General features: G+C 65.1%; 24 protein-coding genes and 1 tRNA gene. 11 read left to right on the forward strand and 14 right to left on the reverse strand.

What is annotated here, in order from left to right; translation table 11 throughout:
* Positions 1-35 precede the first annotated feature (35 nt).
* The gene (locus J3367_RS18555; protein ID WP_228241715.1) at positions 36-662 is read left to right on the forward strand and encodes a TetR/AcrR family transcriptional regulator; all 627 of its coding nucleotides are present in this window, start codon (positions 36-38) and stop codon (positions 660-662) included.
* Between the two features lie 159 nt (positions 663-821).
* Here J3367_RS18555 and J3367_RS18560 read toward each other — a convergent pair whose 3' ends face one another.
* From J3367_RS18560 to J3367_RS18570, 3 genes are all read right to left on the reverse strand, one after another.
* Complete coding sequence (locus tag J3367_RS18560) at positions 822-1,658, reverse strand: alpha/beta fold hydrolase (RefSeq protein WP_228241716.1); 837 nt, start codon at positions 1,656-1,658, stop codon at positions 822-824.
* A 271-nt stretch (positions 1,659-1,929) separates the two neighbouring features.
* Entirely contained in the window at positions 1,930-2,934 is a 1,005-nt protein-coding gene (locus tag J3367_RS18565; protein ID WP_228241717.1) for a zinc-dependent alcohol dehydrogenase family protein, read from the reverse strand.
* A 355-nt stretch (positions 2,935-3,289) separates the two neighbouring features.
* Positions 3,290-3,943: a hydrolase gene (locus J3367_RS18570; protein ID WP_228241718.1), complete on the reverse strand. Its 654-nt coding sequence runs from the start codon at positions 3,941-3,943 to the stop codon at positions 3,290-3,292.
* 153 nt (positions 3,944-4,096) lie between these two features.
* Here J3367_RS18570 and J3367_RS18575 point away from each other — a divergent pair, with 153 nt between their 5' ends.
* The 3 genes from J3367_RS18575 (at position 4,097) to J3367_RS18585 (ending at position 7,538) form a co-directional block, all read left to right on the forward strand.
* A complete protein-coding gene (locus J3367_RS18575) occupies positions 4,097-5,008 on the forward strand; it encodes a LysR family transcriptional regulator (RefSeq protein ID WP_228241719.1) in 912 nt (303 codons plus the stop codon).
* 244 nt (positions 5,009-5,252) lie between these two features.
* Positions 5,253-6,188 (forward strand): pirin family protein, encoded by a 936-nt coding sequence (locus J3367_RS18580; RefSeq protein WP_421462072.1) that lies wholly within the window; start codon positions 5,253-5,255, stop codon positions 6,186-6,188.
* A gap of 96 nt (positions 6,189-6,284) precedes the next feature.
* The gene (locus J3367_RS18585; protein ID WP_421462073.1) at positions 6,285-7,538 is read left to right on the forward strand and encodes a DUF5996 family protein; all 1,254 of its coding nucleotides are present in this window, start codon (positions 6,285-6,287) and stop codon (positions 7,536-7,538) included.
* A 337-nt stretch (positions 7,539-7,875) separates the two neighbouring features.
* Here the strand turns inward: J3367_RS18585 and J3367_RS18590 are convergent, their stop codons facing one another.
* Positions 7,876-8,781: an AraC family transcriptional regulator gene (locus J3367_RS18590; RefSeq protein ID WP_228242243.1), complete on the reverse strand. Its 906-nt coding sequence runs from the start codon at positions 8,779-8,781 to the stop codon at positions 7,876-7,878.
* A 99-nt stretch (positions 8,782-8,880) separates the two neighbouring features.
* On the opposite strand from J3367_RS18590, the gene J3367_RS18595 reads away from it, so the two are divergent.
* A complete protein-coding gene (locus tag J3367_RS18595) occupies positions 8,881-9,636 on the forward strand; it encodes an SDR family oxidoreductase (protein WP_421462075.1) in 756 nt (251 codons plus the stop codon).
* Positions 9,637-9,990: 354 nt separating this feature from the next.
* Here the strand turns inward: J3367_RS18595 and J3367_RS18600 are convergent, their stop codons facing one another.
* Entirely contained in the window at positions 9,991-10,716 is a 726-nt protein-coding gene (locus J3367_RS18600; RefSeq protein WP_187392536.1) for a phosphatase PAP2 family protein, read from the reverse strand.
* A 593-nt stretch (positions 10,717-11,309) separates the two neighbouring features.
* On the opposite strand from J3367_RS18600, the gene J3367_RS18605 reads away from it, so the two are divergent.
* The 3 genes from J3367_RS18605 (at position 11,310) to J3367_RS18615 (ending at position 14,353) form a co-directional block, all read left to right on the forward strand.
* A complete protein-coding gene (locus J3367_RS18605) occupies positions 11,310-11,987 on the forward strand; it encodes a response regulator (protein ID WP_228241436.1) in 678 nt (225 codons plus the stop codon).
* Complete coding sequence (locus J3367_RS18610; RefSeq protein ID WP_228241431.1) at positions 11,984-13,369, forward strand: sensor histidine kinase; 1,386 nt, start codon at positions 11,984-11,986, stop codon at positions 13,367-13,369. The genes J3367_RS18605 and J3367_RS18610 overlap by 4 nt, the downstream gene beginning before the upstream one ends.
* 417 nt (positions 13,370-13,786) lie before the next feature.
* Positions 13,787-14,353, forward strand: a complete 567-nt coding sequence (locus J3367_RS18615; protein WP_421462078.1) for a DUF1993 domain-containing protein — start codon at positions 13,787-13,789, stop codon at positions 14,351-14,353.
* 163 nt (positions 14,354-14,516) lie between these two features.
* Here J3367_RS18615 and J3367_RS18620 read toward each other — a convergent pair.
* Positions 14,517-14,593: transfer RNA gene (locus tag J3367_RS18620), tRNA-Ile, on the reverse strand.
* 169 nt (positions 14,594-14,762) lie between these two features.
* Here J3367_RS18620 and J3367_RS18625 point away from each other — a divergent pair.
* A complete protein-coding gene (locus J3367_RS18625) occupies positions 14,763-15,512 on the forward strand; it encodes an SIMPL domain-containing protein (protein WP_421462080.1) in 750 nt (249 codons plus the stop codon).
* Between the two features lie 74 nt (positions 15,513-15,586).
* Here J3367_RS18625 and J3367_RS18630 read toward each other — a convergent pair whose 3' ends face one another.
* The 7 genes from J3367_RS18630 to dnaG all read right to left on the reverse strand — a co-directional run bounded on the left by J3367_RS18630 (position 15,587) and on the right by dnaG (position 23,027).
* Positions 15,587-15,937: a hypothetical protein gene (locus J3367_RS18630; RefSeq protein ID WP_024351276.1), complete on the reverse strand. Its 351-nt coding sequence runs from the start codon at positions 15,935-15,937 to the stop codon at positions 15,587-15,589.
* Between the two features lie 191 nt (positions 15,938-16,128).
* A complete protein-coding gene (locus J3367_RS18635) occupies positions 16,129-16,752 on the reverse strand; it encodes a GNAT family N-acetyltransferase (RefSeq protein WP_421462082.1) in 624 nt (207 codons plus the stop codon).
* Positions 16,749-17,156: a ketosteroid isomerase-related protein gene (locus tag J3367_RS18640; RefSeq protein ID WP_228241426.1), complete on the reverse strand. Its 408-nt coding sequence runs from the start codon at positions 17,154-17,156 to the stop codon at positions 16,749-16,751. The genes J3367_RS18635 and J3367_RS18640 overlap by 4 nt, the downstream gene beginning before the upstream one ends.
* Positions 17,157-17,203: 47 nt before the next feature.
* A complete protein-coding gene (locus J3367_RS18645; protein WP_228241425.1) occupies positions 17,204-18,073 on the reverse strand; it encodes an SDR family oxidoreductase in 870 nt (289 codons plus the stop codon).
* A gap of 135 nt (positions 18,074-18,208) precedes the next feature.
* Entirely contained in the window at positions 18,209-18,502 is a 294-nt protein-coding gene (locus J3367_RS18650; protein WP_187390654.1) for an HlyU family transcriptional regulator, read from the reverse strand.
* Between the two features lie 256 nt (positions 18,503-18,758).
* Positions 18,759-20,756: an RNA polymerase sigma factor RpoD gene (rpoD, locus tag J3367_RS18655; protein WP_024351281.1), complete on the reverse strand. Its 1,998-nt coding sequence runs from the start codon at positions 20,754-20,756 to the stop codon at positions 18,759-18,761.
* A gap of 306 nt (positions 20,757-21,062) precedes the next feature.
* Positions 21,063-23,027, reverse strand: a complete 1,965-nt coding sequence (gene dnaG, locus J3367_RS18660) for a DNA primase (protein ID WP_187390653.1) — start codon at positions 23,025-23,027, stop codon at positions 21,063-21,065.
* 159 nt (positions 23,028-23,186) lie between these two features.
* Between dnaG and J3367_RS18665 the strand changes: the two genes are divergently transcribed.
* Positions 23,187-23,543 carry a CidA/LrgA family protein gene (locus J3367_RS18665; RefSeq protein ID WP_187390652.1) on the forward strand — a complete coding sequence of 119 codons (357 nt, stop codon included), beginning with the start codon at positions 23,187-23,189 and terminating at the stop codon, positions 23,541-23,543.
* Positions 23,536-24,255 carry an LrgB family protein gene (locus tag J3367_RS18670; protein ID WP_187390651.1) on the forward strand — a complete coding sequence of 240 codons (720 nt, stop codon included), beginning with the start codon at positions 23,536-23,538 and terminating at the stop codon, positions 24,253-24,255. The genes J3367_RS18665 and J3367_RS18670 overlap by 8 nt, the downstream gene beginning before the upstream one ends.
* 30 nt (positions 24,256-24,285) lie before the next feature.
* On the opposite strand, the gene J3367_RS18675 is transcribed toward J3367_RS18670, so the two are convergent.
* Positions 24,286-24,735, reverse strand: a complete 450-nt coding sequence (locus tag J3367_RS18675; protein ID WP_024351285.1) for a GatB/YqeY domain-containing protein — start codon at positions 24,733-24,735, stop codon at positions 24,286-24,288.
* Positions 24,736-25,086 lie beyond the last annotated feature (351 nt).

Raw genomic sequence — 25,086 nt, forward strand, 5'->3', positions numbered from 1 at the left:
AAGGCAAGGAAACCTGCAGATCGGGAGGATATGAAATGGCCAGGGGCCGTCCCAGGGAGTTCGATGTCGACGAGGCTCTGGACAAGGCGATCCTCCTGTTCTGGCGACAGGGCTACGAGGGCACGTCGCTGGCCGAACTAATCGACGCGATGGGCATCACCAAGCCCAGCCTCTATGCGGCCTTCGGCAACAAGGAAGAGCTGTTCCGAAAGGCGGTCGATCGCTACGCCGAACGGCGGATCGCATACTTGGATACGATCCTCGACCAACCCTCGTCCCGGCGCGCCATCGAAGGCTTCCTTATGCTGTTTACCGGAGCGGAAGCGCCCGACGGTACGCCCAGCGGCTGCCTGATGGTGCAGGGAGCGCTCGTCTGCAGCCCGGACGGTGATTCCGTGAAGGACGATCTGCAGTCGCGCCGGATGTCGAATCTGAAGCGGCTGTGCGAACGGCTGGAGCGCTGGAAGGCTGACGGCGACCTCCCGGTCGATACCGACACCGACAGCCTCGGCCGCTATGTGATCACCGTCGCCAACGGCCTCGTGGTGCAGGCCAATGGCGGCGCCGGACCAGAGCAGCTCAGGACGGTCGTCCGGCAGTTCATGCAGTCGTGGCCCGGCAAGCCGGATGACGCAGGAGCGCCGGACGTCTGCGCGGCTTGAACAGCAATCGACAGCGTTCGGGATCAACGGCGTCGATGCGTCCCCTCGCCGCTGCGGTGGTGCGCGAGGGAACTCCTGTGCTCCGCCGACGCGCGTACACCTTCCCGGGCAACGTCGCCGAGCACCGGGACAGGATCGGGTATTTCGTCCCGCTGCGGCTCAGCCGGTGACGAACGAAAGAAGGTCGGCGTTCAGCACGTCAGCGTTCACTGTCAGCATCCCGTGGGAGAAGCGGGGATAGGTCTTCAGCGTGCCGTTCGGCAGCAATTTGACCGCCTTCAGGGCCGCAGCGGCGATCGGGACGATCTGGTCGTCCTCGCCGTGCAGCACCAGCGTCGGCACGGTCATCGCCTTTAGGTCCTCGGTCTGGTCGGTTTGCGAGAAGGCCTTGATGCCGTCGTAATGCGCCTTGGCGCTGCCCATCATGCCCTGCCGCCACCAGTTCTGGATCACGCCTTCGTGGACCGTCGCGCCATCCCGGTTGAAGCCGTAGAACGGCCCGCACGGGACGTCGCGAAAGAACTGCGCGCGATTGCCGGCCAGGGCCGCCCGAAAGTCGTCGAAGACCTCCAGCGGTGCGCCTTCCGGGTTGACGTCGGTCTTCAGCATCAGCGGCGGAATGGCGGAGACGAGGACCGCCTTGGCCACGCGCCCGGCAGGTTCACCGTGTCGCGCCACATATCGCGCGACTTCGCCGCCACCGGTGGAGTGGCCGATGTGGACCGCATTCCGCAGGTCCAGCGCCTCGGCGACGGCGAACGCATCGGCCGCGTAATGGGCCATGTCGTGTCCGTCGGCGACCTGCGCCGAGCGTCCGTGGCCCCGCCGGTCATGCGCAACGACGCGGTAGCCCTTCGACAGGAAGAACAGCATCTGCGCGTCCCAGTCGTCGGCGCTGAGCGGCCAGCCATGGTGAAAAACGATGGGCTGGGCCTCCCTGGGCCCCCAGTCCTTGTAGAAGATCTGTACGTCGTCGCTGGTCGTGACAAAGCCCATGTGAGTTCTCCTTCTAGAAGGTCGGCTTCGTGGGCACTGAAGTATGAGCATTCCTAGAGAAAAGCAGAGCTGTTCGCCGCGATGGCATCCCGGTTGCAGGATGACGGTGCGAACGGTTTGGCGGCGATCCTAGCTGGCCCGGATGGCAACCTCGTGTATCTGCACCTGGAGACCACCAACACCTCGCTGCTGGCACCTGGGGTCCACGACACGCTCCGGTGTTCGACGCGCTTGCTGCGCCCGATCTGGAAAATGGCAACGACAGGCGGGTTTATCGCCGCGTGGGGAGATCGACGGTCTGGCCCTCCACATCGATCGCCACCTTTCCGCGAAGCCCGCGCGCGCCCCCGCTTTCAAGCAATTCATGCGCTTCTCCAACGCGAGCCAGAGGCAGCACCGCTCCGATCACCGGTCTGATCAGGCCGCGTTCGACGAGGTTTGTCAGCGCGTCGAGCTTGCCGCGGTTCTGCCGCGTGAACACGAAATGGTATGCGGCATTCTTGCCCCACGCCTCGATCAGGTTCTGTGGCTGTGCGATATCTACGATGCTGACGACCCGTCCGGCGTCCGCCAGGACGAGCGCGCTTCTCGCCAAGGTATCGCCGCCGATGGTATCGAAGACGACGTTGACGCCGTGCCCCCGCGTCATATCAGCCACGACCGGGACGTAGTCATCGGACGTGTGGTCGATGACCTCGTCGGCTCCCAGGGAACGCACGAAGTCATGGTTGCTGCGGCGCGCAGTGGTGATGATCCGCGCACCAATCGCCTTAGCAAGCTGGATCGCCACCGTACCTACACCGCCGGCACCACCGTGAATCAGGATGGTCTCCTGAACGGTCAGCTGGGCACGGGTTACCAAAGCTTCCCAGACAGTTCCTCCAACCAGCGTCAGGCTGGCAGCCTCCAGATGGTTGAGGTTGCGCGGCTTGTGGGCAAGCAGATCGACATCGGCAACGTGCTGTTCCGCGTACGAACCGGGGCCGCCGAAGATCTTCGGCGTGTAGTAGACCTCGTCACCCACGTCGAACTCGTTCACAGACGCCCCCTTCTCCTCCACGACGCCGGACACGTCGTGACCGATGATGGCGGGAAGGGGCACATAGTCCGCATAGACGCCGCGGCGGATTTGATAGTCCAGGGGATTGATGGCCGTGGCATGGACCCGGACCCGGACCTGCCGAGGTCCGACGACGGGTACGGAAACGTCGCGTATCTCGAACGCGTCGTAGCCACCAAACTTCTTTAGAACGACTGCCTTCATGGTATCGGTCATGGCTAGCATTTCTTTCGTAAAGCCGGACGACAGCAATATCCCCATCAGTATCCCCACATTCTTACTGCGATACGCAACGATCTTTCTTGCCTGCTGAGGAAGATACTGGGACGGTCAAGCGGGCGCCCTTCCAGTTTGGATGGCAATCCCGGTTGCGAACACGGCCCCTCTGCTCCTCGGTATCGTCTTCGTTCCGCTACCCTGTGTGAATGGCCCCGGTCGAATCTGCCGACGTATCGGCATCGCGGCTTTCCACCTGCGATGCTTCCAAACTTTGTCGCGGCGGGACATCACGACGCTCGTGCGACGGCCGGCTTCCGTTTGGTGTCGCACGGCTTCTGTCGTCTGCCGGAGATCAGACTGCGACGCTCGGCACCGGCGTATTCAGCAGCTGCTGTTCCCACAAGTAAGCGATGCCGCTCCCGCCGGCATGCTGCGCGAAGATCTCGGTCATCTTGCTGGCAGTATCGGCCCGGGCCCAGTCACGCTGCCATTCGGCAGCGAGCGCGACCCATGTCATCATGTTCGCTCCGGCCGCGATCATGCGCTGGATGGCGACCTGATGGGCTTCGACCGAAACGCCACCGGATGCATCGGTGATCACCGTCACGTCCCAGCCTTCGCCGAGGGCTTGGATCGTCGGCATCGCGACGCACACTTCGGTCCACAGTCCGGCGATGATCAGCTGTTTGCGGCCGGTTGCCTTGACCGCGTCCACCACCGTCCGGTCCTCCCAGGTGTTGATGAGCGTGCGGTCGATCACGTCCTGTCCCGGGAACACTTCAGTGATCTGGGGAAAGAGCAGACCGCCGCGCTCGGCAAGCACGGACGTCAGAATCGTGGGAACGGCGAATGCCTTGGCGGCCTTTGCCAGCCCGGCAGTATTGTTGATCACCATCTGCGGTTCATGGCTGTTCAGGTTCGCGAGCTGGTAGGGCTGGTGGTCAATCAGAACAAGGACAGATTTTTCGGGGCGAAGTAGAGAATCGAGGCCGTTACGCAGGATCATCACGATATCCTTGGTTGCCGCCAGGGACGGCGATGGGTTCGCTGGCGACATGCGCCGGCTGGCGGAATTGCCTGAACGCAATTTGCTGTTCTTCCGGGTGATGCGATAGCGCCATACTCAGCCAAGCTGTGTCGCGAAAGAAGGAACGCCGAATTGGACATCGAGGATCTCCAGACATTCGTCGCAGTGGCCGATGCCGGGGGCGTATCGGCCGCCGCACGCCGGCTCGGCATCTCCAAATCGATCGTCAGTCGGCGGCTCTTTCGGGTCGAGGCGGAGCTTGGCGTCCAGCTGCTGGCGCGCACGACCCGAGGGGCTGCCCTCACGGAAGCGGGAACCACGTTCCGAGACCATGCGGCCCGGGCCAGCGCCGAGATAGATGCGGCCAGGGAGACGATCCTGCCCAACGGCGAACTGCGCGGCCGCCTCAGGGTTGCCATGCCGCTCTCTTTCGGCCCGAGCCACTTCTCCCCCGTCCTTGCGGACATGGCGAAACAGCACCCGCAACTCAACGTCCATACCGTTTACAGCGACCGCTTCGTGGATCTGATCACCGAAGGTTTCGACTGCGCGATCCGGGTGGGGTACCTTCAGGACTCCAATCTGATCGCGAAGCGGGTCGGGCCGATCTATGGAAAGCTCGTCGCAAGCCCGGATTACATCGAAGCCTACGGTTCGCCCGAGACAATCGATGAGATCGTAAATCACCAGGCCCTCATGCAGGGAACGGAAGCTTGGCAGTTCATGGATGGCGACAGGATCGTCTCGGTGCAGCCGCAGGGCAGGTTCAAGGCCGACAACGCCTTGGCGCTTGCCGCGGCCGCTGCGGCAGGCCTCGGCATCGCCTGGCTCCCCGATTGCATCACGTATGAATACGTGTCCTCTGGCGCCCTCGTTCCGATCCTGACACGCTACCCACCTCCGTCAGCCGGGGCGTATGTCATCCGCCCACCAGGTCAGCATCCCGCGCGAAAGGTGCGGGCTCTCACCGAGATGCTGATCAAGAGCTTCGAGATGAACCCACGCCGTTGGGGGATGACCGAACACGATCAATGCAAAGGCTGATCCGACGGCAGGAGTTCGAGGAACCTCGACTTCGCCATTGCCCGCAGCGACGTCGCCAGCGCGTTCCGCTCGCTGCGACACAGCTTGGTGCATCGCAGGACTAGCTGGACGCATGCTCGCCCGTCAGATTGCGCTCTGGTTCGGCCGAAAGCGCTCACCGCTTGTTTGGCGTGGATCGAATTGAGCCAGGCATTCGCATTGCCATGAGCGAGGTTGTCTGGAGACCCAAGCGAGGATGACGCGGATGAGCTGGAACCCAGCAGTCGAACCGGGGTGCCCCGATGCCGTCGGCATCGATGCGATCGAAACCCTGATCGTCCCCCGGGCCCGAGACCTTGGCGGCTTCGAGGTCCGGCGCGCCTTGCCGGCGCCAAAGCGGCAGATGGTCGGGCCGTTCATCTTCTTCGACCAGGCCGGCCCCGCCGAGCTGCTGACCGGGCAGGGCATTGACGTCCGGCCCCATCCCCATATCGGACTCGGGACCGTCACCTATCTGTATCGCGGCGATTTCCATCACCGGGACAGCACCGGCGCCGACCAGATCATCCGTCCGGGCGCGCTAAACTGGATGGTCGCCGGACGCGGCGTGTCCCATTCGGAGCGCACCTCCGCAGCCGCGCGAACCGGCCCGAACAGCCTGTTCGGAATCCAGACATGGCTGGCGCTGCCCGACAGCCACGAGGACATGGACCCGCTGTTCGAGCACCACGGCAAGGAGGCGCTGCCGGTGATCGAGGACACCGGCGTCTCGGTCCGGCTCATCCTCGGGAACGCCTATGGCCAGACGGCGCCCGCGACGATGTACTCGCAGACCTTCTACGCCGACGTGACGCTCGATGCCGGATGCCGACTGCCGATGCCGGACGACCACGAGGACAGGGGTATCTACATCGTCGACGGTTCGATCTCGGTTGCCGGCCAGGACTATGAGGCATCGCAGATGATGGTCTTCAGGCCTGGCGACAGGATCACGGTCGCGGCCGGCAGCCGGGGTGCCCGGCTGATGATCCTGGGCGGCGCAACGCTCGGCGGACCGCGCTATATCTGGTGGAATTTTGTCGCTTCCTCCATGGAGCGGATTGAACAAGCCAAGGCCGAATGGCGGGCACAGGATTGGGGCAACGGACGTTTCGATCTGCCGATCGATGACCGGGACGAGCACATCCCCCTGCCCGGCTGACCAGTGGCAGGAAAGCCGCCGCACAGGAACGGACCCGGGTGGTTCGGACGGAGACGGCGCGTTGCGTGCCGGTATGGTTTGAATGGAGGAAGCGCAATGAGCAACAGGTGGCCCCAACTGGACTATCTCGGCTGGCGTGAGACGTGTTCGGCCCTGCATCTCTATCTGCAGATCGCCGGCAAGTATCGCCTTGCCCATACCCCGTGGCTCAACCATTCCTGGCATGCGACCTTCTATGTCACGCCACTCGGCTTGGCCTCCTCGCCGATCCCCGATGGCCCGGGCATCGAGATCCTCTTCGATCTTCGCGAGCACATGGTCGTCGGGACCTCCGGCAACGGCAAGAGGGCGTCCTTTGCACTTGGACCGTCCACCGTCGCGGCATTCCATGCCGATTTCGTTCGGTTGTTGTCCGAACTGGGAGGTACGCCGACCTTCAACGACATTCCGAACGAGGTGCCCTACCCCATTCCGTTTTCCGAGGATCATCGCGACCGGCCCTATGACCCGGACGCCGTTCAGCGCTTCCACGCGGGCTCGGTGGCTGTTGATAGAGTCTTCAACCGGTTCCGAACCGGCTTCCTCGGCAAGTCCAGTCCCGTTCACTTGTTCTGGGGCAGTTTCGACCTAGCCGTCACCCGCTTCTCCGGGCGACGCGCGCCGGTGCATCCGGGTGGCGTTCCTGCATTACCAGACGATGTGGCGCGGGAGGCCTACGACCGTGAGGTGTCGTCGGCAGGCTTCTGGCCTGGCGGTGGCGGCCTCGACTACCCCGCATTCTACGCCTACGCCTATCCGGCGCCGAATGGCTTCCGGGGCGCGACGGTCCAGCCCGCGGCCGCGTTCTGGCACGACGGCTTGTCGGAGTTCGTCCTGCCCTACGAGGCCGTTCAGTCTGCGTCCGATCCCGATGATGCACTCATGGCGTTTCTTGTCTCGACGTACGAGGCTGCGGCCGATCTGGGCGGCTGGGACCGCGATCTGCTGGAATGTACGCAGGGACGTCCACGCCAGGTACGACCTCTGGACGCCGCGCAGCCCGAGACGATCGCCCAGTCGTCGGGCGAAACGGTAGAACGTGAGGACGGTGCCTCCAAGGGTCGCTACCTGCTCGTCGTCGACGGGGTTGAAGCCGAGATGACCTACAGCCGGGCTGGCAAGGCGCTGATCATTATCGACCACACGGATGTCCCGGCCGTTTTGCGCGGCCAGAAGATCGGCGAGCGGCTGGTGCGACAGGCCATTGAGGACGCTCGTCGCGACGGGGTGGCCATCGTCCCGCTCTGTCCGTTCGCCAGGGCGCAGATCGACCGCCATCCGGAATGGCAGGACGTGCTGCGCCGATCATAGCGGTCTGGCATCCCGACGGCGTCCGCAACGCCGCAGCCTCGACTGTGCCAGGCGACCGCGAAGCCCCTCCCCGTACTCGGATGCGACGATCATCACCGGGACTGGTGAAGGGTTGCAGCTGAGCTTGTCACAGTGGATGACGATGGACGGGTTCAGTCGTCCACGGCTCTCCCGTCTGGCTGCCATGCATCACTCTGCTTGAGGCGAACCTCTGCGTACGGAACCGTGAAGTTCGCTTCCGTCATCTGCCAACCGGCAGCGGACCTTCCGCTTCCAACCTTTTTCGTCGTTGAACCCGTGCCTATAGCGCCTCAAGAGCGGCCGCAGGCGGGCAGCCCTAGCCCGCCTCGGAGCCGGACTGGCGAGCAAACTGCATCGGCGGGACACCGACAAACCGGGTGAACGCGACGCTGAAGGAGCTGGCGGATCCATAGCCCACCGCCTCGGCGACCGCTTTTACGCCGCCCTCCCCGCGCCTCAGCATGTTCCGCGCGAGCGCCATTCTCCAGGACAGCAGGTATTCCATCGGCGGCATTCCAACCTCCCTTCGAAACCTGTCGAAGAAGACAGAGCGCGACATCGACGCCTCCCTCGCCAATCGCTCCACCGTCCAGCCATGACGCGGATCGGCGTGGATGCAGCGTATGGCGCTTCCCAGCCGGGCATCGGCCAGTCCGCGGAGCAATCCCGGCGGCGCGGCATTGCCCGACGCCGCCCGCAACGCCTCGATGAGCAGGACGTCGAGCAGGCGTGCCAGGACCATCTCCCGGGCCGGACGGTCGTCCTGTGCTTCGTCCCTGACGAGTTGCACGAGGGTCGCGATCCGCTTCAGCCCCCGCACATGGATGAGTTCCGGAAGCAGGGACAGGAGCAGCCCGGCATCCGGCGAGCCGAAGGCAAGGCGGCCGGCCAGCATGCGGACGTCCGTCGGATTCGACGGATCGCCGTGCCTCATCTCGCCGTCGAGCATCGTATGGACCGAATGCCCCTTGGGCGGACCTCCATCGACGCTGCACATCGTGAAGTCGCGGGCCGCGGGGACAAGAACGAAGTCATTCTCCTTCAGTTCGAGCCTCGGCTGCCCATCCAGGGTTATGAGCACGGCTCCCTCCAGGATCACGCAGAACAGCGGATCCTTCGTCACCGACGCGTCGATCCGCCACGACCCCGCGCCGCTGGCCTGCTTGGAGAACGGCAGACTCGGCCGCAGCAAAGCCACCACCTCGGCGAAGGGATCGATCAATTCAGGACGCTCGCGAATGCCAACAGGACTACCTGCGATAGCTGGTCCGCCCTGCGACGTCCACATGTCTCCCCGTGCACAGGCACCAAAGGAGACATCATGAACACCGTCCTCATCACAGGCTGCTCGTCCGGCTTCGGGCTCGACATCGCCCGCTACTTCCTCGGCCAGAGCTGGAAGGTCGTCGCCACCATGCGCACCCCCGACGAGAGCGTCCTCCCCGCCTCGGAACATCTGCGTATCCTCCCCCTCGACGTCCGGTGCGACGAGAGCGTCCGGCGCGCGGTCGAGGCGGCAGGCCCGATCGACGTTCTCGTCAACAATGCCGGGGTCGGCTGGCTTAATGCCCTGGAAGGCACGCCCATGGACATTGCCCGGGACATCTTCGAGACCAACACGATCGGGACCATGCGGACCATGCAGGCTGTGCTGCCGCAGTTCCGTGAGCGTCGGTCTGGCACGATCGTCAACGTGACTTCGACCGTCACGGTGAAGCCGCTGCCACTGCTGTCCGTTTACACGGCCAGCAAGGCGGCAGTGAACGCCTTCACCGAATCCGTCGCGCTGGAGCTGGCCCCCTTCGACGTTACGGTCCGCATCGTGCTGCCGGGTCTCGCGCCCGAGACGAGCTTCGGAAAGAATGCTTTTGGACGTATCGAGGAGGCTGGCGGGTTCCCCGAGCCCTATGCGGACTACACGAACGCGGTCGTTGAGCAGTTGCGGCAGCACTCCGGTCCCGTCACCAGGTCGATAGATGTGGCAGAAGCCGTATGGCGGGCCGCGACTGATCCGAACTGCCCGATGAAGCTTCCGGCCGGTGCCGATGCTGTGGCCGCGGCCGACTGGGACGCCTGAATCCACATCGGTATTGTCTGCCGGCATGATGATGTCTGGCCCCGATAGGGACCAGACATCTCTACCCAACCGAGCCGCAGGAGACTTCAGATGTATCGCCCCGGCGGGTGCGGAAAGTCTTGCGCAGCCGCCCCTAAGCTATCAGGACATAGTCCTCCACCGCCGTCAGGCCCCCGCCAGAGCCTTGTTCTAAGCGCAGACGCTTGGAGATCCGCTCGGCGGTGTGCAGAACTTGCCTCCGCGGCGATCCTGTCCGGGCCTGCGAGTCTCCACCGCTTAGGAGCGGCATGATCGTCAACGACGACGGGAGATCGGCAGAAGCCGGCAGATTGGCTCCACCCGCATGCGGCTTCGCTAAGGATGGGTCCCGCCCGAGCAGAAAGGATGAGCCTTGTCAGGGATAAGCCGATAAAGAACTGCGAATATCAGTCCGCAGATCAACCAGGCAAGCACAACATCTGAAAGAAAATGTCCGCCGAAGGCGATCCGGTTAAGCGATAATGATCCAGCGTAGACAAGCGTCACTGTTGTTGCCGCCAGCCTTACTGGCTTCGGCGTCACGAGGGCCGCAGCGACAAGCCAGGCTGACGAGGACGCTTCTCCGCTCACAAACGAACAGTTTCGATCGCACCAATCGCTGATGACCCAGACCGTCTGGTGGACTGCGTCCCCTCCAAAAACGTCGACATTGATTGGTCGGGGTCGGCCCCAGTGCGCTTTCAAGAGGCCGTTCACAAGCAAGCCCGGCCCAAGAGCTAGTCCAGCCAGCAGCCAGATCGGCTTCCGCACACGTGACCAGGTCAAGGCGCCGTTGATGGTATCCCAGATCATGCGGAGCAGTATAACGACAATAACTCCGGCCAAGGCCCAACGGGAACTCCTTCGGAGCCCTTGAAGTTTTGTATTGCTCGACGAGATAAAGCCTTCGTTAGGGCTAAAAAACCAACGACTCACAACTAAGTCGAGTTCTGGAAAAATCCAGAAAAACATGCTGGCTGCCAAGGTGGCGATCAGGAACGCGATAATCAGACGGTCCGATTTCGCGGCGGATGAAAAGGGGCTGGATAGGGGTGCGCTCATGACCCCGGCGGATGCGCTGGCTAACTTGCAGAAAACTTGCAGATTTGAGCCCTGCAAACTGCTGGACGAAGCCGCCGAAGTTGGGCGCCGCACGTGTTGGTCGTAATGGCTTGCTTGTGGCGATCACGCGCCGCCATCACACCCCGGCGGACTCAGCCTCCGTCAGCTCTGCGAATTCCGAGCGGTGTCGCACGCAGTTCCGGGTGGTGACCGCCGTTTCGATTGAAAGTGGCCCGATAAGAATCTCGTTGCAGGCTGTTTAGGGGCCCCTTCTCTTCGTTTTCGAAGACCGAGCCGGACGGAGATCGTCCGTCGGCACTGGTCAGATTCAACATGGGGCCATCGGCACGTGACCTACGCCGACAGCAAGGCGCGAACGCGCTTTGCGCCCCGCATGGAGAGATTGACCGGGCAAGCTTTGAGTGACAGGAAAATCGTAGGCTAGCGGCTCTGGAAGGATGGGCGACATCATCCCGTCATCCCGGGCGGCCCCACCTCGGAGTGCCGGGGCGACATCGTTGGGACACGCTCAGCCCGTCAGCAAAGTGAGAGCTTCACGTCGCCTCGCCGACGTAAGGTTCTGGAGAGTTGTGATGCGAATTCTGGTCGTCGAGAATGATCGCTTACTTTCCGAGGCCTTGGCTCAACGGCTGACCCAGGCCGGTCATGCGGTCGATGTGTTCGCGACGGTCGCGGACGCCGACGCGGCGTGGAAGATAGCGGTATACGACCTCTGCATCGTGGACGTCATGCTCGATGACGGCGATGGGCGGGCGCTGGTCAGGTCCGCCCGTGCCGCCGGTCTGCGGACGCCGACATTGATGCTCACCGCGCGGGACGAGATCGGGGATCGGGTGACCGGACTGGATGCGGGGGCTGATGACTATCTCGTCAAGCCGTTCGCAACTGAAGAACTGCTGGCACGACTAAGGGCTTTGCGAAGACGCTCCGCGGAAATCGCGGCGACCGAGTTGCGGATAGGGAATCTTCTCTACGATCCCCAAAGTGCGAGCCTGACCGTGGCTGATCGAGACGTGAGGCTGACGGCCCAGGAACATGCTGCCCTCGACAAGCTGATCCGTGCCGGCGACCGCGTGACGCCGAAGCGGATGCTGGGCGAGCATCTTTATGCGCTTCACCAGGACTGGTCGGACAACGCGGTCGAGACGCTGGTTCATCGACTTCGCAGGAAGCTTTCGGAGGCCGGGGCGACTGTCGAACTCAAGGCGCTGCGCGGCCTCGGCTACATCCTGTGCGAGACCCGATCATGAGACGGGCCTATCGCCTCGACGTGAGGCTCGCGGTGGTCGTGACGGTGATATCCGTTCTGACCCTTATTGGTGCCGGTACGATCCTGTCCCTGGAATTCACGCGCGGCCAATTCGCGATAGAAGAACGCGGGCTATCCACTCAAGTCGAGGAATGGGCGGGGTTGCTTCGGCGCAATCCTGGCGGCACGGTCGTACTCGACCGCCCGGCGGAGCCATCATCAGAGGTTGATCCACCCTATACCGGGCTTCTGTCAGGTACACGGCCAGTCTACGGCTACACCGTCACCGATGAAACCGGGGCGGTACTAGATCGCTCCGATGCCAACGCTCCAGCCGGACGCCCTCAATCAGCAGACGCAGAACCGGTTCTTTCAAGTGGACCGACGCTTGACGGTACCGGACCAGTCCTGATCGCCGAACTTTACGTCCCGGAGTTTGGGGTTTGGCTCCGGCTGGCGCGATCGCGCTCGGATGTCACCGCCCTAACCAACACTTTCTTTGCCCAATCTCTCGAAGAGCTGGGTTGGGCGGCGCTGGCAATGCTTGTCGTCATGGTGATCACTGCAGTGAGCATCGTTCGCTTCAGTCTGCTGGGACTGCGGCGAGTGGCTGCGCAGGCCGAACGGATCACCTTTGACAATTTGGGGCATCAGCGGCTTGCCGGCTCATCGGCACCTGCGGAGGTGCAGCCATTGATCGCTGCCGTCAACCACGCCTTGGACAGCATAAGGGCCGGTGCAGTTGCTCAACGCGATTTCTCGATCCATGCCGCTCATGAGCTTCGGACGCCGCTAGCCGACCTCAAGCTACGGCTGGAAGGCCTAGCATCTGACCCGGACCGGGATGCGGCCATGCAGGACATCGATGCAATGGCCCGTCTAATCGAGCAGTTGCTGCAAATCGCTCGGTTAGATGGGAGTACGGCTTTCTCCCTCCAATCGCTCCGCCTCGGTGAGACAGTCGCCCAGATCCTGCAGGATGCGGCCCCGCGCCTGGTGTCCGCGGGATGGTCGCTCGAGGCGGACGGCCTGGACTTGCCCGTTCGGGTCATCGGCGATTCGACACTGATCGGTATGATCGTGCGAAATCTCTTGGATAACGTCCGTAAACACACACCAAGTGGCACGTGTGTAAAAGTTTCCATATCCAACGACGGAACGCTTCTATTTGCCGATACGGGTACGGGATTGCCGCGGGAGTTTCCCTGTTCAGGCTTCGCACGGTTCGTCCGGGGCAATGACGATGCTCGGTCCGGAAGCGGACTGGGACTTTCGATATGTGAAACTGCCATGCGGCGCATGAGGGGAACATTCAGCCGAGAACCCGCAGTGGGCGGCGCTACCTTTCGAATGACCTTCAGCCTGGACCATGGTGCAGTTTAGGACAGCCCCAGCAACCCATCGTCCTCAAGTCCCGAACCGGGTCCGACCCTGAACGACCACAATGCGCCGGAAACGGGTTGCGTGGCAGCGGCCGTAGAACGATCGCCTTCCGCCCGCCCAATCCATTTGCAGGCGGCAACAATGGGCCGAAAGCCGACAGGCAGCTTCCCGCACTGTCGCCATGAAAGCCGTCGTACCACTCACGACCCTTCCACGACACGCGCGTCGGCATGGCGAGGCGTTCGTAGCTGCCGTTGATGTCAGGCATTGATGATGTCTTTGGCCCGCTGGGTGCCTGTACGGCCGCGCAAACGGGCGGCCGAGCTTGGGGTACGTGGCACCGACGCTTGACCTGAGATAAACAAGCGGCAAGCACTCGACGCGTCCTCGAGCCGAGATATCATAAGCGAGAACCCGATGCCCCTGCATGACCTCCTGATACCAACCTACGTGCAGATGCTGACGGCGCTTTCTGCTTGGCTCGGTAAAGCGGAGACACAGAGGCTAGGGGGCGCGGCCGAGCTTTTGCTAGCCGCGCGTCTCGCTCCAGACATGTTCCCGTTGTCCACGCAGATCCGCTTCGCCTGCGTGCAGGCGCAGGAGGGTTTGTTCCGGCTCCGAGGGGAGACCTTCCCTGTCTCCGTGGGGGTCCTTCTGGACGAGGGGCGGAACGCAGCCGAGCATCCTGGTACCATCGCGGACGCGCGTGCGCGCATCGCCGAGACCATCGCCGGGGTAGAGGCCGCCATGGCAGACATCCACCCTGTAGATCCTTCCACCCAGATCGCTCATGCGCTGCCTCAGGGCATGGTGTTTGATCTCACTGCCGAGCAGTATGCCCGTGACTGGGCGCTGCCGCAGTTCTTTTTTCATGTAATGACCGCGTATTCGATCCTGCGTAGCCAAGGCGTCGAACTGGGCAAGGCCGACTATGTCGCTCACATGTTCGCCTACCTGCGTCCCGGCACCTTGCCGTCGCAGTAGGGAGCGAGGAGCGTACAGCAGCTGGGGTCAAGCGCGCTGGCTGTCGCGAGGCGACGTAACTAGGCAAGAACACCGAATCATCTTCCTTGTTACGCAGTTCGGGCTCTGCCGAGAGCCGAATTCGCGCAAACTGGCAAGCGATTGCAACCACTTAGGTAGATTTTGGTGGGCCCGGCAGGACTCGAACCTGCAACCAAGCGGTTATGAGCCGCCGGCTCTGACCAATTGAGCTACAGGCCCGCCGGGGATGGGCGTAGCGCAAAGGCTGGCGCCACTCAAGCGGGAGCGCGGCGGGCGAGTGATGTCGTGCGGGTTCTGCGGGCGCCTGCAGATGATTTCGTGTTGACGCCGCAATGCGACCATAGAAGAGCGGTCCCTGTCACCTTCCATCAACGGAGAGTCAGCGTCCATGAACCGCCGCTTCAGTCCCCTGATCGCCACCCTGATTCTCGTCGTTTCGCCGGCCGCTGCGCTGGCGCAGACCGGCGCGCCGCAGCCCGCCGCCGAAGCGGCCGCGCGCACCCTCGTCGTCACCGGAACCGGCGAGGCCCGGGCGACGCCCGACGTCGCCATGACCAGCTTCACCGTGCTGCGCTCGGCCGAGACCGCACGCGCGGCCCTCGACGCGGCCAATGCCGCGATGCGGGAAGTCACGTCCGGCATGCGGGCGCTCGGCGTCGCGGACCGCGACCTGCAGACCTCCGGCTTCTCGATCAATCCGCAATATCGCTACGACAATCAGAATGACGGCACCCAGAAGCCGCCGGAGATCGTCGCCTACGAGGTGCGCAACAGCCTGACCGTGCGGGTGCGCGACATCGGCAAGCTCGGCGAGATCCTCGACCGGGCGGTCACGCTCGGGGTCAATCAGGGCGGCGAGATCAGTTTCGACGTTGCCGAGCCGCAGGAGGCGCGCAATGCGGCGCGGCAGGAGGCGGTGAGCGACGCCATGGCCACGGCGAAGGTGCTGGCCGAGGCGGCGGGCGTGACGCTCGGCCCGGTGCGCGAGATCAGCGAAAGCGGCAGCCAGATGCCGCCGCAGCCCATGGGCCGGTCGATGAAGATGATGGCGGCGGAAGCGGCGCCCAGCGTTCCGGTCGAAACCGGCGAGAACAGTTTCAATGCCAGCGTGCGCATGGTCTTTTCCATCGCCGACTGACACGCCGCGGTCCGCGCTGCGGACAGGACAGCGGCCCCCGCCCCGGCATCTTCCGGGCGCGGGGGCCGATAGGGTCAGCGACGGCGGAAGCTGATCACCGGGCAGCCGCGCTCGCGGGCAAAGCGGACCACGGCGCGGTGGCCGCGCGAGTGACCGGCGACGACGACGGCGCGACGGTTGGCCCGGCGAACATGGGCCCGGTGGACGCCCATGTTGCGTGCCTTGCGCACGGCGCGGCGCGGCGAACAGGCGACACGGCCGTGGTGGCCGCGGCGGACATGGCGCACGGGCTGGGCTGCATGGCCAGAGCCGATGGTGACGCCGAAGCGCAGGCCATCGGCGGCGGCCGGGGCGGTGGCGGTCGCGACACCGCCGGTGGCGAGCGCGGCAACGACACAGATCGAGCGGGCGAAAGACTGGAACATCGGGGCGTCTCCTCTTTGGGGTCCGGCGGGCAGACACGCCGCCCGGACCGCATTGGCCGAAGTCCGATCGCAAGGCCGCCGGACAGCGTGCGGCGGAAGGAGCGATCGCCTCCCCGCCCGTTCGGCAAGGAGTGCCCCGAGATTAGGAGAGCGGGACTGAACGCTGCCGGAACCGGCCGTTCATCGACGGTTCAGCCGGCATCCGCCGGGACGGCGCGCATCCAGAACTGCATGGTCTTGTCGGTCTCGGCCGCCTCGCCGAGATCGCGCCACGCCATGGTCGCCGTCAGGCCAGGCACCGGCCGATAGCCGCGCTTGTGCCAGAAGTCGTCCAGAGGCCGGTAGTCCGCGAGCCGCGCCGGATGGTCGACGGGCCGCTCGACGGCGCAGAAGGCAGTGACGGCAAAGCCCTGTTCGGCCGCGGCCGCCTCACGGCCGTCGAAGAAAAGGTGGCCGATGCCCCTGCCCCGCCATTGCGGATCGAGGACCGATTCGCCGAGATAGAAGACGCCGGCCGGGTCGATGCCGTGGGCGGCGAAACTCGCGGCGAGCTGCGGCTGGTGATCGCCCAGCGGCGCCGCCGTCGCGGCACCGACGAGCCGGCCGTCCCCTGCCCGTGCGGCGACGATCACCGCCCCCGGCGAGGCGGCATAGGTGGCGAGGTAGCGCCGCTCGTAGTCCCGGTCGCCCTCATAGAGATAGGGAAAGGCGCTGAAGACCGAGATCCGCAGGCCCGCCAGCTTGTCCAGCACGGCCTCGGCGGCCGCGCCTCGCAGCGTTGCGACCGACAGGCTGCCGGTGTCGTCTCGCGTCATCGCGCCGAGACAGCCGCAATCCAGGCCTTGAGATTGTAGTAGGTGGTCACCCGCGTGATCTTGCCGTCGTCGATCTCGAAGAACTGGCCGGCGGGCACCGCATAGCGCTGGCCGTTCGCTTCGGGCAGGCCCGGGGCGGTCGCCAGATATTCGCCATGGACAGTGTATTCGGCGGCCGCGCGGCCGGAGTTCGAGGCGGTCATGACGACGATGTCGCTCAGCGTCTCGCGGTAATGGCGGGCCATCATGGCAAGGAAGTCGCGGAAGGCGGCGTGGCCGATCTCGCGGCCTCCCTCGTTCAAATCATGGGCGACGTCCTCGTGCAGGCAGTCGAGCATGGCGCTCCAGTCGCTGGCATTGAAGGCCGCGAGATAGCGCTCGATCAGCGCCGCATTGTCGTTCATCGGAAGGCTCCGTCGGTTGGGCTGGGTGGGTTGCTGCCGGCTCGGGTTCAGCCGAGCAGGCGCTGCAGCTTGGTCGGCAGGGATTCGATCACCGCGTCGGGCACGAAGAAATCCGCAACCGGATCGCCGACGCCCTCAGGTCCGTAAACCGAGAAATCGGTGACGCCCGTCTCGCGCAACAGCACCTCGTCGATGAAGAAATTGCCGGTGCATTCGCGCGACGGCCGGGTGAGGATCGCATGGGCGGCATCGGCGACGATCTGGGGCGAGCGGCTCATCCGCGCCATCTGGTCGCCGCCCAGAACGTTGCGGATCGCCGCGGTGTCGATGGCGGTCAGCGGCCAGAGCGAGTTGACCGCGATGCCGTCGCGGCGGAACTCCCCGGCCATGCCGAGGGTGCACATGGACATGCCGAACTTCGCCATGGTGTAGGCGACGTTGTTGCGGAACCATTTCGGGTCCATGTCGAGCGGCGGCGACAGGTTGAGGATATGCGGGTTCGCAGCTGCCTTCAGATGCGGGATGCAGGTCTTGGAGACGAGGAAGGTGCCGCGCGCATTGACGCCGTTCATCAGGTCGTAGCGCTTCATCGGCGTGTCGAGCGTGCCGGTGAGCTGGATCGCCGAGGCGTTGTTAATGCAGATGTCGATGCCGCCGAAGCGGGCGACCGCCTGGTCGACCGCGGCCTGCACCTGGTCCTCGTCGCGGATGTCGCAGACGACGGCGAGGCCCTTGCCGCCGGCCGCCTCGATTTCCTCGACCGCGGTGTGAATGGTGCCCGGCAGCTTGGGATGCGGCGTGTCGGTCTTGGCCGCCACCACGACATTGGCACCGTCCGCCGCCGCCTTCAGCGCGATCGCGAGGCCGATGCCGCGCGAGCCGCCGGACATGAAGATGGTCTTGTTTCGAAGTGTCACGGTTGGCCTCCCCGTTCGCCTGACCGGCGGGACATCATCATACTCACCGGCACGTGTCGACCGCCGCCCCAGGGCCGCGTCGGGACTTGGCGATCGCTCCACGGCAGCGTGCAATCACCCTGCCGATGCCCGGCATCAGCCGGCGAAGATCGCCTCGCCCTGTTCGTCGATCACCTGCCGGCCCTTCATCAGCGCGAAGCGGGCAGCTTCCTCCTCGCTCTGAAACAGGTCGGCGCGCACCAGCCGGTGCGTGCGGGTCTCGCCGTCGATGGTCCGGGTGATGGTGGCGCAGAGCCGGAACTGGCCACCCTCGGCGATCGGCGTCGCGGCAATGTGGAACCCGTCATAGGTCTCTTCGGCCGCAACCCGCGCCGGCTTCGGCGCGGACGGTGCGGAACCTCCGCCGAACAGCTTCTTGAGAAAGGACATGGCTCTCCTTCGCGCGCTGGTGGCACCTGGCGCAGACGCGCCGTCGACAGGAGGAGATAGCGGCCCTGCCGGTTCGGCAAGTCCGCACGGGCGTCGGCCGTGTCATTGGGGGGATCGTGCGGGACGCGAAGGGATCGCGCGGCGGCGGCAGGGAGCGGGCGCAGGGCTGCCGGAAGCAGCAGGCGGGCGTCAGCGCCGCCAAGGAAAACGGCGCGCCGGCCCGGATGTCCGGAACCGACGCGCCGCCGATGATCGTTCAGCTGTCGAGGAAGGAGCGCAGCTTGCGCGAACGGCTCGGATGCTTGAGCTTGCGCAGCGCCTTCGCCTCGATCTGGCGAATGCGCTCGCGGGTGACCGAGAACTGCTGGCCGACCTCTTCGAGCGTGTGATCGGTGTTCATGCCGATGCCGAAGCGCATGCGCAGCACCCGCTCCTCGCGCGGAGTGAGCGAGGCGAGGACGCGCGTGGTGGTCTCGCGCAGATTGCCCTGGATCGCCGCGTCGATCGGCAGGATGGCGTTCTTGTCCTCGATGAAGTCGCCGAGATGCGAATCCTCCTCGTCGCCGACCGGCGTTTCGAGCGAGATCGGCTCCTTGGCGATCTTCAGGACCTTGCGCACCTTCTCCAGCGGCATCGCCAGCTTCTCGGCCAGCTCTTCCGGGGTCGGCTCGCGGCCGATCTCGTGCAGCATCTGGCGCGAGGTGCGGACGATCTTGTTAATCGTCTCGATCATGTGCACCGGAATACGGATGGTGCGGGCCTGATCTGCGATCGAACGGGTGATCGCCTGCCGGATCCACCAGGTGGCGTAGGTCGAGAACTTGTAGCCGCGGCGGTACTCGAACTTGTCCACCGCCTTCATCAGGCCGATGTTGCCCTCCTGGATCAGATCCAGGAACTGCAGTCCGCGATTGGTGTACTTCTTGGCGATCGAGATGACGAGCCGGAGATTGGCCTCGACCATCTCCTTCTTGGCCTGCCGGGCCTCGCGCTCGCCCTTCTGCACCATGTGGACGATGCGGCGGAACTCGGTGATCTCGAGACCGGTCTCGGTCGCCAGATTCTGGATCTCCTGGCGCAGACGCTTGATCTGCTCCTTCTCGGCCTGGACAAACTTGAGCCAGCCCTTGCCGGACAGATTGGCGATGTGCCGCGTCCAGTTGGGATCGAGCTCGGTGCCCTGGTACTCGTTCAGGAACTCGTCGCGCTTGACGCCGTGGGATTCGGCGAGCCGCAGCAGACGGCCCTCATTGCCGACCAGCCGCTTGTTGATGTCGTAGAGTTGGGCGACCAGCGCATCGATGCGGTTCTGGTTCAGCGACAGGCTCTTGACCGCCGTGATCAGCTCTTCCTTGAGCTTCTTGTAGGACCGCTCCTGGCTCGGCGACAGGGTGCCCTGCGCGGCCAGACGGTTCTCGACCTGCTGGTCCTGCAGCTTGCGCAGCCGGCGATAGGCGTCGGCGATCTGGTCGAAGGTCTCCATGACCTGCGGCCGGATCTCGGCCTCCATGGCGGCCAGCGAGAGGTTGTTCTCGAGGTCGTCGTCCTCCTCGTCCTCCTCTTCGCCGGGCGCGCGGGCACCGGTCGAATGGGGCGGGCCGTTGGGAACGCCGCTCACCGAGCCGTTGGAGCCCTCGACGGCGGGCGGCGTCGGGGTCTTGGCCTCGGGGCCGGCATATGTCGCCTCGAGATCGACGATCTCGCGCAACATGATGTTGCCTTCGTTGAGCTCGTCGCGCCAGATGATGATGGCCTGGAAGGACAGCGGGCTCTCGCAGAGGCCCGCGATCATCGTCTCGCGCCCGGCCTCGATGCGCTTGGCGATGGCGATCTCGCCCTCGCGGGACAGAAGCTCGACCGAGCCCATCTCGCGCAGATACATGCGCACGGGATCGTCCGTGCGGTCGCCGGCTTCCTTCTTGGTGGTGGTGGCGACCTGGGTGCGACCGGTCTCGGCGACCTCGGTCGATTCGGAGGACTCGGACTGCTCCTCGTTCTCGCCCTCTTCGTCGCTCTCCACGACATTGATGCCCATATCGTTGAGATTGGTCATCATGTCCTCGATCTGCTCGGAGGTGACATCCTCCGCCGACAGCATCGAGTTGAGCTTGTCCATGGTCACGAAGCCGCGCTTCTTGGCGGCCTTGATCATCTTCTTGACAGCGTCATCCGACAGGTCGAGCAAGGGTCCATCGGGAGCACCCTCGTTCCGCTCCTCGATCGGTGCCTCGCTTTCCTTGGCCTTGATCGCCATGCGTGTCATTCTCCAATTCGCGCGTACCGCGCTGTCCGCCGTCGCGGACCGCGGACGCTGCGGTCATCTCGCCCGCCACCATGCGGCACGAGCCGTAAACTTTCGCTTAACCATAAAGCGCCGTGCCACACGGCGCTGATCAAGCAGGACGACGCCCCCAAGAAGGGGCATGTAGCGGCAATTTCAAGCGCGGAGACCGGACGATTGCCCACGACCTCATCCATATGATGAGTCAAGTGCTTGAAAGCAATGGTCTACCTGCACGCAGCGGCAGTGCTCCAGGCTGCGGGCCGTCCGTCAGAATGGTTATATGGCCTTCGCAGGCCGCCCCGACAAGGTGCCGAAGCCCTCGATCAGGGCTTCCGTGCCGTCGACGCGCTCGAGTTCGCGCTTGACCTCCATCAGGTGGGCGAAGGCCGCTTCGGAGGATTCGCGGCCGAGCGCCTCCTCGGCAAGTTTCAGCTCCGAGGCCAGCGCCCGCGACCGATGATGCAGGTGCAACGCCTGGCGAACCGCCTCGCGCGCGTCCTCGGGCGCGGCGTCCGACAGGAACGGCCAGAGGCGCACCATGCGGGCCTTGTTCTCGTAGCTCTCGAAGATGTCGCGGGCGCCGCGGGCCTGCAGCTCGGCCAGAAGCGCGTCGCGATCGGCGGGCGGGCTTTCGGCATAGGCGTCGAGGACGCAGGAGCGCAGCCGGTCGAGATCGCCCGTCGGCAGGTCGAGATCGGCGAAATAATCGAACTCCTCGTGGATCAGCGCCGGATGATTGACGAAGCCGAGGACGATGGCGATTTCGCGCAGCGAGGGTTGCGGCCCCTGCTGCGGACGCATCAGGCTGGAGCGCGCGAGGCGGTCCGAGATCGCCGAGCGCCGGCCGCCGGCCGCGCCGCCGCGGCGCTGCCCGCCGCCGCGATCGTCCCTGTCCCGGCCCCCGCCCCGGTTGTCGCGGCCGTCGCGGCGATTGCCGTAGCCGGCCGTCTTGGCCGAACCGCCGAAGAAGGAGCGCAGTCGCTCCTCGACGTCCTGCAGATAGTGCCGGCGCACGCTTTCGTCGCCGACCTGGCGCAGCAGCGCCTTGACCCGGTGTTCGAGATCGGCGCGACGCTCCGGCGTGTCAAAATCGCCGCCGGCGGTCTCGCGCATCCACAGGAGATCGGCGAGCGGCCGGGCCGCGCCCTGGATCTCGCGGAACGCGTCCGGCCCGCCCTCGCGCACCAGATCGTCGGGGTCCTTGCCCGGCGGCATCAGGGCAAAGCGCAGCGACCGCCCCGGTTTGAGGGCCGGCAATGCCAGTTCGGCGGAGCGATGGGCGGCCTTCAGCCCCGCGGCGTCGCCGTCGAAACACAGGATGGGCTCGCCGGTCGAGCGCCACAGAAGGTCGAGCTGGCGCTCGGTCAGCGCCGTGCCGAGGGGCGCCACGACATTTTCGAAGCCGGCCTGCGCCAGGGCGATCACGTCCATGTAGCCCTCGACGACGACCAGCGTGCCGGCCGCCTTCGCCGCGCGCCGGGCTTGGCCGAGATTGTAGAGCACCTGCCCCTTGTGGAAGATCTCGGTCTCCGGCGAGTTCAGATATTTCGCCTGGGCCTCGGCCGACATGGCGCGGCCGCCGAAGGCGATCGGCTTGTCGTGCAGGTCGACGATGGGGAACATGATGCGGTCGCGGAAGCGGTCGTAGGAGACGGCGATCCCCTCGCCATGGACGACCAGCCCGGCCGCCTCGATCTCGCTGCGGCCGACGCCCTTGGAGGCCAGATATTCCTTCAGCCGGTTGCGCGAATTGGGCGCATAGCCGAGGCCGAATTTCTTCTGGGTGTGCGGGGTCAGGCCGCGGTCGCGCAGATAGGCGCGGGCCTTGGCGCCCTCCGGCTCCTGCAGCATGGCCTGGAAGAAGCTGCTGGCATGGCGCATGGCGTCGACGATGGTCGCCTTGGCCGCCTCGCGCTGCTCGGCCTGGGCGTCGCGCGCCGGCATCGGCACGCCGGCCTCGGCCGCCAGCCGCTCCACCGCCTCCGGAAAGGACAGGCCTTCCAGCTCGGTCAGGAAGCGGAAATGGTCGCCGGACACGCCGCAGCCGAAACAGTGATAGCGCCCCTTGGCATCCTCGCAGTGGAAGGACGGCGTCTTCTCGCCATGGAACGGGCAACAGGCCCAGTGGTCGCCGCGACCCGGCTGCGACTTGCGCCGGTCCCAGGTCACACGCCGGCCGATCACGTCCGAGATCGGGATCCGGTCGCGGATGTCGTCGAGAAAGGCGGGAGAGAAGCGCATGAGGTGCCTGATACAGCCTTTGACGACCGCTTGTCATCGACTCTCGACGCGGGGGTGGACGGATCGCCCTCGCCGGTCGTCGCGAGGGGGCGCCAAAGCCTTGCGAAGCGTGCCTGGGGCGATGATAGCTGATCCGTGTCGCGACGAAGAGGTGCCCCCTTGCTGCAAGCCCTGACCGCCATCTTCCTGTGCCAGCTCGCCGGCGAAGCGATCACGGTCGCCACCGGCCTGCCCCTGCCCGGCCCGGTCATCGGCATGGCGCTGCTGTTCGCCCTCCTTCTCATCAAGCGCAAGGTGCCGGACGATCTGGGCAAGGTCGGCGACGGCCTGCTGTCGCATCTGTCGCTGCTGTTCGTGCCGGCCGGCGCCGGGATCATGATGCATGTCGGGCGGCTGGAGGGGGAGATCCTGTCGGTCGGGGTGACGCTCGTCGTCTCGACGCTGGCGACCATCGCCGTCACCGCCTTCCTGATGAACCGTTTCGGTCCCGGCCGGAAGGCGGCGCGCCGTGGGTGAGACACTCGTCGACGTCTGGGTCTATCTGGCCGCCAGCCCGCTCCTGTTCCTGACCATGACGCTGGTCGCCTATCAGGCCGCGACCTGGCTCTATCGCAAGGCCGGTTCGACCGCGCTGCTGAACCCGGTGTTCCTGACCGTGGCGGCCATCGTCGCGGTGCTGACGCTGACCGGCACCAGCTACCCGACCTATTTCGAGGGCGCGCAGTTCATCCATTTCCTGCTGGGGCCGGCCACCGTGTCGCTGGCGATTCCGCTCTATCGCCAGTTCGACCGGGTGCGCGAGAGCGGGCTGGCGGTCGCGGCGAGCCTGTTTGCCGGATCGCTGACGGCCCTCGCCTCGGCGATCGGGCTCGGCTTTCTCCTGCGGGCGGATGCGGTGAGTCTGGTCTCGATGGCGCCCAAATCGGTCACCGCGCCGGTCGCCATGGGCATCGCGGAGAAGCTCGGCGGCCTGCCCTCGCTGACCGCGGTCTTCGTCATCGCAACGGGGATTCTCGGCGCCTCGCTGGGGCCGGTGCTGCTGGATTTGATGGGGATTCGCGATCCGGCGGCGCGGGGCTTTGCCATGGGCACCGCCTCGCACGGCATCGGCACGGCCCGGGCCCTGCAGGAGAGCGAGATCGCCGGGGCCTTCTCGGGCCTCGCCATGGGCCTCAACGCCCTGGCGACGGCGATCATCCTGCCGCTGCTGTGGACGTTTCTGTTCTAGCTTGGGGAGATCGTCGTTCGGTCGCCGCGCCTAGCGCAGCAGGCCCTTCACCACGGTGGAGGCCTTGCCCATGTCCATCTTGCCCGGATAGCGCTCCTTGAGCGCGTTCATGCAGCGCCCGACGTCGCGCAATCCGCGCGACTCGGTGTCTTCCACCACTTCGCGGCAGGCCTGTTCCATCTCGCCGGAATCGAGCTGCGGCGGCAGCAATTCGCGAATCACCGCGATTTCGCGGCGCTCCTGGTCGGCCAGCGCCGGCTGGCCGGTCTCGTCGAAGCCCTTGGCCGATTCGATCCGCTGCTTGATCATCTTCGACAGGATCTGCAGCACCTCTTCGTCGCTGACCGGATCACGCCCGGCCGTGCGATTGGCGACGTCGCGATCCTTGATGGCGGCGTGGATCAGCCGCAGCGTGGAGCAGCGGGTCTTGTCCTGGCCATTGGTCGCGGATTTGAGGGCGTCCGCAAGATGCTCGCGCATGGGATCTTTGTCTTTCAGGTTTCGTGAACAGTCTGCATGACCGACGAATGCCACCAGTCCGATACTAATCCATACCTAACGGATGAAAAGGTAAAGCCGGGTCCGGGCGGCGATTCCAGCCTCGGCACAGGAGAGCGCCGCTGGTCCATGTCTGATCGGGCCGTCAAGGCCGCCGTTTTGCAATCCTGTCATCGTGACGATCTGCGCGAATGCCGGTCCGGCACCCGCCGGCTTCCTGCCGTGCAGCGTGGCGCGCATGTAGAAAATCGCGGAAGACTCCGCAAGGTCCCTTGCAACGACCGCCGTCTCGGCAGATATCGCGGGGACTTGCCGGCGCCGATTGAAGGCCTG

The sequence above is a fragment of the Aurantimonas sp. NFXS3 genome (genome assembly GCF_049132005.1).
GTDB lineage: Bacteria > Pseudomonadota > Alphaproteobacteria > Rhizobiales > Rhizobiaceae > Aurantimonas > Aurantimonas coralicida.

What these genes read in the sequence shown, in the direction of transcription:
- J3367_RS18555 (WP_228241715.1), top strand. Translation starts at nt 36, where the DNA reads ATGGCCAGGGGCCGTCCCAGGGAGTTCGATGTCGACGAGGCTCTGGAC.
- J3367_RS18560 (WP_228241716.1), bottom strand. Translation starts at nt 1,658, where the DNA reads ATGGGCTTTGTCACGACCAGCGACGACGTACAGATCTTCTACAAGGAC.
- J3367_RS18565 (WP_228241717.1), bottom strand. Translation starts at nt 2,934, where the DNA reads ATGACCGATACCATGAAGGCAGTCGTTCTAAAGAAGTTTGGTGGCTAC.
- J3367_RS18570 (WP_228241718.1), bottom strand. Translation starts at nt 3,943, where the DNA reads ATGATCCTGCGTAACGGCCTCGATTCTCTACTTCGCCCCGAAAAATCT.
- J3367_RS18580 (WP_421462072.1), top strand. Translation starts at nt 5,253, where the DNA reads ATGAGCTGGAACCCAGCAGTCGAACCGGGGTGCCCCGATGCCGTCGGC.
- J3367_RS18585 (WP_421462073.1), top strand. Translation starts at nt 6,285, where the DNA reads ATGAGCAACAGGTGGCCCCAACTGGACTATCTCGGCTGGCGTGAGACG.
- J3367_RS18595 (WP_421462075.1), top strand. Translation starts at nt 8,881, where the DNA reads ATGAACACCGTCCTCATCACAGGCTGCTCGTCCGGCTTCGGGCTCGAC.
- J3367_RS18600 (WP_187392536.1), bottom strand. Translation starts at nt 10,716, where the DNA reads ATGAGCGCACCCCTATCCAGCCCCTTTTCATCCGCCGCGAAATCGGAC.
- J3367_RS18605 (WP_228241436.1), top strand. Translation starts at nt 11,310, where the DNA reads ATGCGAATTCTGGTCGTCGAGAATGATCGCTTACTTTCCGAGGCCTTG.
- J3367_RS18610 (WP_228241431.1), top strand. Translation starts at nt 11,984, where the DNA reads ATGAGACGGGCCTATCGCCTCGACGTGAGGCTCGCGGTGGTCGTGACG.
- J3367_RS18615 (WP_421462078.1), top strand. Translation starts at nt 13,787, where the DNA reads ATGCCCCTGCATGACCTCCTGATACCAACCTACGTGCAGATGCTGACG.
- J3367_RS18625 (WP_421462080.1), top strand. Translation starts at nt 14,763, where the DNA reads ATGAACCGCCGCTTCAGTCCCCTGATCGCCACCCTGATTCTCGTCGTT.
- J3367_RS18630 (WP_024351276.1), bottom strand. Translation starts at nt 15,937, where the DNA reads ATGTTCCAGTCTTTCGCCCGCTCGATCTGTGTCGTTGCCGCGCTCGCC.
- J3367_RS18635 (WP_421462082.1), bottom strand. Translation starts at nt 16,752, where the DNA reads ATGACGCGAGACGACACCGGCAGCCTGTCGGTCGCAACGCTGCGAGGC.
- J3367_RS18640 (WP_228241426.1), bottom strand. Translation starts at nt 17,156, where the DNA reads ATGAACGACAATGCGGCGCTGATCGAGCGCTATCTCGCGGCCTTCAAT.
- J3367_RS18650 (WP_187390654.1), bottom strand. Translation starts at nt 18,502, where the DNA reads ATGTCCTTTCTCAAGAAGCTGTTCGGCGGAGGTTCCGCACCGTCCGCG.
- rpoD (WP_024351281.1), bottom strand. Translation starts at nt 20,756, where the DNA reads ATGGCGATCAAGGCCAAGGAAAGCGAGGCACCGATCGAGGAGCGGAAC.
- dnaG (WP_187390653.1), bottom strand. Translation starts at nt 23,027, where the DNA reads ATGCGCTTCTCTCCCGCCTTTCTCGACGACATCCGCGACCGGATCCCG.
- J3367_RS18675 (WP_024351285.1), bottom strand. Translation starts at nt 24,735, where the DNA reads ATGCGCGAGCATCTTGCGGACGCCCTCAAATCCGCGACCAATGGCCAG.